Here is a 4,559-nt window from a genome sequence, read left to right on the forward strand (position 1 = left end):
ATTAGTAATCAATTATGATTCGAAACAAAAAATATTTTCTGTTGACAGAAGCCATTCAGGAATAGTCAATTTTGAAAAAAGTTTTGGAAAAGAAATTCATAAAATGGCAACTCCAAACATCATTTCAGAAACTATAAACTACCAAATTATTTTAGATTGGTCATCAATAGAAATTTTCTTAAATAACGGTTTGTATAGCTTTACAGAACAACTGTTTCCGAATAAACCCTACACAAAATTAAGTGTTCAATCTGATGAAAATCAAGAGTTAAAAAATATAAATATCTATAAAATAAATGGAATTTGGGAAAGCAAAACCCTTCAAAAAAACAACTAAAACCACAAAAAATGAATAATGTACGAAATTGGTCTCTTACCGTTGCTGTAGCGGGATTTTTATTTGGTTTTGACACTGTAGTAATCTCAGGCGCTAATTTACCTATCAAAGAATTATGGCACACCACACCATTATTTCATGGCTTATTTATCATGTCAATGGCGTTGTGGGGAACGGTTTTGGGTTCGTTATTGGGTGGAATTCCATGTGATAAATGGGGACGCAAAAAGACCTTATTTTGGATTGGAATTTTATTTTTAGTATCGGCTTTGGGTTCTGCTTTAGCACCTGATCCTTATACTTTTTCGTTTTTTAGGTTTATTGGTGGTATTGGTGTTGGTGCATCTTCGGTGGCTGCGCCCATTTATATTTCTGAAATTTCAAGCCCAAAAAATAGAGGAAAGCTAGGAACATTATTTCAATTTAACATTGTTTTTGGAATCTTAATTGCGTTCTTTTCTAATTATTTATTAGAAGGCGTTGGAGGTCAAAATGACTGGCGATGGATGATAGGAATAGTTGCTTTACCGGCATTGATTTATAGTATTATTGTTTTACAAATCCCCGACAGTCCACGCTGGCTCATCTTGAAAAAAAGAGATGATGAAGCAGGAATGAAAGTACTTGAAATGATTTATAGTAAAGAAGAAGCACAGGACAGTTTTCGTGAAATCAAAAAAGATTTAGTAGACGCAACTATAAAAGAAACTATCTTTTCAAAAAGATACAAACTGCCTCTAATTTTGGCCTTTTTACTGGCTTTTTTCAACCAATTATCTGGAATAAATTTTATTTTATACTATGCTCCAGAAATATTAGAAATGGCCGGATTAGGTTCAAAAGAGTCCTTAATGAATTCTATTTTAATTGGAGTAACAAATTTGATTTTTACCCTTGCAGGAATGCGATTAATAGATATTTTAGGAAGAAAACAATTGATGATAATTGGTTCATTGGGTTATATTATTAGTCTAGGAATGGTCGCTTTAGCGTTTCATAATAATTTAGGCCCAATTGTTTTAATGACTTCTATTATGTTGTTTATTGCTTCGCATGCCATAGGTCAAGGTGCGGTAATTTGGGTTTTCATTTCAGAAATTTTTCCGAATAATGTTAGAGCAAAAGGGCAATCTTTTGGCACCGGAATTCATTGGATATTTGCCGCATTAATTACTTTGGCTGGACCAGTTGTTATTGATATATTCAAAGAAAACCCGTGGCCAATCTTCGCATTTTTTGCCTTTATGATGGTTTTACAATTGGTATTTGTACTCTTTATGATGCCCGAAACCAAAGGATTATCGCTAGAAGAATTAGAACATAAAATGATTTCAAAATAACGAAATGAAAAACAACTTGAATATTATTTGTTTCGGAGAAGTGTTGTTTGATGTTTTTCCTAAGCATAAAAAAATTGGTGGAGCACCATTGAATGTTGCGCTTCGACTTGCAACACTTGGGGCTAACACTCAAATAATAAGCCGAATTGGCACTGACGAAATAGGCAAAGAATTACTAGAGTTTATAAAAAAAGGTGGCGTTGATACTGCTTCAATTCAAATTGACACTATTCATTATACAGGGGAAGTAATTGTAAAATTAGACGAAAAAGGTTCTGCTTCATACACCATTAATTATCCTGTGGCTTGGGATAAAATTGAGTGCAATCCTGAAGTTGAAAACACCGTAAAAAAAGCGGATGCAATGGTTTACGGGAGCTTAGTTTGTAGAGATATAACTTCCCATCTTTCGCTGCTAGAATTAATTAATTATGCCAAATACAAAATTTTTGATGTCAATTTACGCGCTCCTTTTTACACCAAAGAGTTACTTATTAACTTGATGATGCAATCCGATTTTATAAAATTTAATGATGATGAACTATATGAAATAAGTGGGTATTTAAAATCGCCCTATCATTCTCTAGAACAAAACATACTTTACATTGCAGAGCACACCAATACAAATCACATCTGCGTGACAAAAGGAAATCATGGCGCGGTTTTGTATTACAATCAACAATTTTATTACAATAGTGGTTATAAAATTAGCGTTGTTGATACTGTGGGTGCTGGCGATTCCTTTTTGGCTGGATTATTAAGCAAATTATTAACTAATGAAAAACCTCAAAAAGCGATTGATTTTGCCTGTGCATTAGGTGCTCTTGTTGCACAAAGCGAAGGTGCCAATCCAAAAATAACAACCCAAGAGATTACAAATTTTATGAATCCACTGAAAAAATAACAATACACTACTTTAAATCTAAAAAAAATTATTCAAATGAAACTCAAAATAAAATTATTCGTCACAATACAACTCTTACTAATTTTGATTGGCAATACTATTTTGGCACAAGAAAAAGCACCTCCAACTGATCGTAAATGGTGGAAAGAAGCAGTAGTTTATCAAATCTATCCGCGTAGTTTCAAAGATACAAATGGAGATGGTGTTGGTGACTTAAAAGGAATTATTTCTAAACTCGATTACTTAAAAAGTCTAGGCGTAGATGTCATTTGGTTAAACCCAATTTATGGTTCGCCAAATGCTGATAATGGCTATGACATTTCTGATTATCAAGCGATAATGAAGGAATTTGGCACTATGGAAGATTTTGATGCCTTATTAAAAGGAATGCACGAAAGAGGATTGAAATTAGTAATGGATTTAGTTGTAAATCACAGCAGTGATGAACACAAATGGTTCGAGGAAAGCCGTAAATCACGCGACAATCCATACAGAGATTATTACCACTGGTGGCCAGCCGAAAAAGGAAAGCCCGCATTTCGTCCAGGTGCTTTTGAAGCTGATGGAAGTGGTTGGAGATACGACAAAACAACTGATTCTTATTACCTACATTATTTCAACTTTAAACAGCCCGATTTGAATTGGGAAAACCCAAAATTGCGTCAAGAAATTTACAGCATGATGTGTTGGTGGCTCGATAAAGGTGTAGATGGATTTAGAATGGATGTGATTCCGTTTATTTCTAAAGACACTAGTTTTCCTGTGATTACCCAAGCCGATTTAGATAAAGATTATCATGGTCGTTGGGATGTTTTTATGGGAAGTGGACCACATTTGCACGAATACCTTCAAGAAATGAACCGCGAAGTTTTAAGTAAATACGATTGCATGTCACTTGCTGAAGGCGCAGGAATGTTATTATCAACAGCATTAAATTTTGTAGATGCTGATAGAAAAGAACTCAATATGGGGTATCATTTCGAGGGGACAAATTTGGGATATGTTCCAGGATATTTTAAAAAAATGGGTGCTTATTCTTTAGTAGATTTCAAAAAAATCTATTCTGATTGGGATAAAGTCTATGAGACTAAAGGTTGGGGAACAACCTATCTAGGCAACCACGACCAACCTCGAATGGTAAGCCGTTGGGGCAATGATTCGCCAGAATTTCATGATTATTCTTCTAAGCTATTGACTACTTTCTTGCTTTCGATGCGCGGAACTCCTTATTATTATAACGGAGACGAAATAGGAATGGTAAACGCTAAATTCGACAAAATAGAAGATTATAGAGACATAGAAACATTAGCCGAATATGAAAAAATTAAAATTGCAGGTGGCGATTTAAATGAATTTATTGAAAATCAAAAAACAGGTGGAGCACGAGACAATGGTAGAACTCCGTTTCAATGGAATGCTACAGCAAATGGTGGATTTACAACAGGAACACCTTGGTTAAAAGTAAATGATAATCATACTACTTTGAATGCCGAAGCACAAGAGAGAGACCCAAAATCTGTGTTGAATTATTTTAGAAAAATGACAAAACTTCGAAAAACAAATCCCGTATTAATTTATGGAAAATACACTCTTTTAGACAAAGACAACCCTAATGTTTATGCCTTTACTAGAGAATTAGATGGCAAAAAAATACTTGTTTTATTAAACTTTTCTACAAAAAAAGCAGTTGTAAAAACTGGCTTAAATAGTAAAAAAGCGAAATTATTAATCAATAATTATCAAGGAAAACATTCAATGTCAGAATTGAGACCATACGAAGCCGCAATTTACCAACTATACTAATTTTAATATGAAAGCAGTACGAATAGACGTTGTAGATGCATTGAGAGGATTTGCCATAATGTGCATTGTTATTCTACATAATATGGAACATTTTGAATTCTATTATTATCCAGAACAACTGCCAGAATGGATGAAAATTTTAGATGCAAATCTATTGAGCACAGCCTATTTCTTA

General features: G+C 33.8%; 4 protein-coding genes. All 4 read left to right on the top strand.

The window, feature by feature from the left end; genetic code table 11:
- On the top strand, window positions 1–337 hold a 337-nt coding region (locus RMO53_RS11620), incomplete at its 5' end, for a GH32 C-terminal domain-containing protein (protein ID WP_310380865.1).
- Window positions 338–348: 11 nt separating this feature from the next.
- Complete coding sequence (locus RMO53_RS11625) at window positions 349–1,677, top strand: sugar porter family MFS transporter (RefSeq protein ID WP_310380867.1); 1,329 nt, start codon at window positions 349–351, stop codon at window positions 1,675–1,677.
- Window positions 1,678–1,681: 4 nt separating this feature from the next.
- Window positions 1,682–2,581, top strand: coding sequence for a carbohydrate kinase (locus RMO53_RS11630; RefSeq protein WP_310380870.1), 900 nt, complete (start codon window positions 1,682–1,684; stop codon window positions 2,579–2,581).
- 36 nt (window positions 2,582–2,617) lie between these two features.
- Window positions 2,618–4,384 (top strand): alpha-glucosidase, encoded by a 1,767-nt coding sequence (locus RMO53_RS11635; protein ID WP_310380873.1) that lies wholly within the window; start codon window positions 2,618–2,620, stop codon window positions 4,382–4,384.
- Window positions 4,385–4,559 lie beyond the last annotated feature (175 nt).

It is taken from the genome of Flavobacterium sp., assembly GCF_031409475.1.
Lineage (GTDB): Bacteria > Bacteroidota > Bacteroidia > Flavobacteriales > Flavobacteriaceae > Flavobacterium.

Excerpts from the sequence above, each read along its gene's own strand:
- RMO53_RS11630 (WP_310380870.1), top strand. The coding sequence starts at position 1,682 with ATGAAAAACAACTTGAATATTATTTGTTTCGGAGAAGTGTTGTTTGAT.
- RMO53_RS11635 (WP_310380873.1), top strand. The coding sequence starts at position 2,618 with ATGAAACTCAAAATAAAATTATTCGTCACAATACAACTCTTACTAATT.
- RMO53_RS11625 (WP_310380867.1), top strand. The coding sequence starts at position 349 with ATGAATAATGTACGAAATTGGTCTCTTACCGTTGCTGTAGCGGGATTT.